Here is a 1326-nt window from a genome sequence, read left to right on the forward strand (position 1 = left end):
CTGCCGACGGTGAGACCCTCGCCCCACATCGGGGCGATCAACGAGAGTGAGAGAGAGCCGTGGGCGATGGGCGCGCCGAACGGGCTCTCCGCCGCGGCGCGTTCGACATCGACGTGGATCCACTGGTGGTCGCCGGTGGCGTCCGCGAAGGTGTCGATCCGGTCCTGTTCGACGGCGAACCACGAACTGGTGCCGATATGCGTTCCCTCGAGCGCTGCGAGGTCGCCGAGTGTTCCGACGCGGGTGACGGTAGCTGATGTGGACATGCTGATTCCTGTCGGTTCAGTTCGCGAGGCCGAGAACGCGCATCGCGTTCTGCTTGAAGATGAGGGGGATGACCTCGGGTTTGACGTCGAGCTTGTCGAAGTCGGTCATCCAGCGGTCGACCTGGATGACGGGGAAGTCGGAGCCGAAGAGCACCTTGTTCCGGAGCATGCCGTTGGCAGCTTTGACCAGTTGCGGCGGGAAGTATTTCGGTGACCAGCCGGACAGGTCGATGTAGACGTTGGATTTATGAGTGGCGATGGAGATCTGCTGGTCGACCCAGGGCACGGCGGGGTGAGCCATGATGATGGTCAGGTCGGGGAAGTCGGCGGCGACGTCGTCGAGAAGCATGGGGTCGGAGTAGCGCAGTTTGATGCCGTGGCCGCCGGGCAGGCCGGCTCCGATGCCGGTTTGACCGGTGTGGAACAGCGCGGGCACCTGTGCTTCGGTGAGGGCTTCGTAGAGCGGGTAGAANTGGCGGTCGTTGGGTTCGAAGCCCTGCATCGAGGGATGGAATTTGAAGCCCTTGACGCCGTAGTCGTCCACGAGTCGGTGGAGGCGTTTGACGGCGGATTTGCCCTGCCACGGGTCGACGGAGCCGAAGGGGATGAGCACGTCCTTGTGGCGGGCGGCGCCTTCGACGATCTCCTCGACGGAGTTGGCGGCGTGGCCGGTGCCGGCGCCGGCGTCGACGGTGAACACAACCGCCGCCATGTTCCGTTCGCGGTAATGGTCGGCGACGGTGTCGATGGTGGGAGTGCGTTCTTCGCCGGATTTGAAGTATTTCTCGGATGCGGCCATGAGTTCGTCGTCCATGGATCGGTGTCCGCATCCGTCGATTTCGACGTGGGTGTGGAAGTCGATCGCAGTGACGGCGTCGAAGTCGATGCCGTATTCGTAGCGGCTCATTTGCTCATCAGCTCCTCGGGGAACTTCTCGCCGACCGATTCGGCATGGTCGGCGAAGGTGGTGGGCCATTCCGCAGCGATGGCGTCGGCGGTGAATCCGCCGTCGTGGTAGGCGGTCGCAGTCAACTGCGGGTGCGACCAGAGTGCGACACGG

2 protein-coding genes and 1 pseudogene are annotated in these 1326 nt (G+C 63.8%); all 3 read right to left on the minus strand.

Annotation, left to right across the window (positions count from 1 at the left end):
* Positions 1-266, minus strand: a 266-nt coding sequence (locus tag Q8814_RS26160) for a MaoC/PaaZ C-terminal domain-containing protein (protein WP_330154834.1), incomplete at its 3' end; no start/stop codon positions are given.
* A gap of 16 nt (positions 267-282) precedes the next feature.
* Complete coding sequence (gene couO / locus Q8814_RS26165) at positions 283-1173, minus strand: 4-hydroxyphenyl-beta-ketoacyl-CoA hydrolase (protein WP_330154835.1); 891 nt, start codon at positions 1171-1173, stop codon at positions 283-285.
* Positions 1170-1326 (minus strand): annotated as a pseudogene (locus Q8814_RS26170) (3-oxoacyl-ACP reductase); the annotation flags it as partial. The pseudogene Q8814_RS26170 and the gene couO, both read right to left, overlap by 4 nt.

Origin of the sequence: Rhodococcus chondri (genome assembly GCF_036327435.1) — a bacterium.
GTDB lineage: Bacteria > Actinomycetota > Actinomycetes > Mycobacteriales > Mycobacteriaceae > Rhodococcus > Rhodococcus chondri.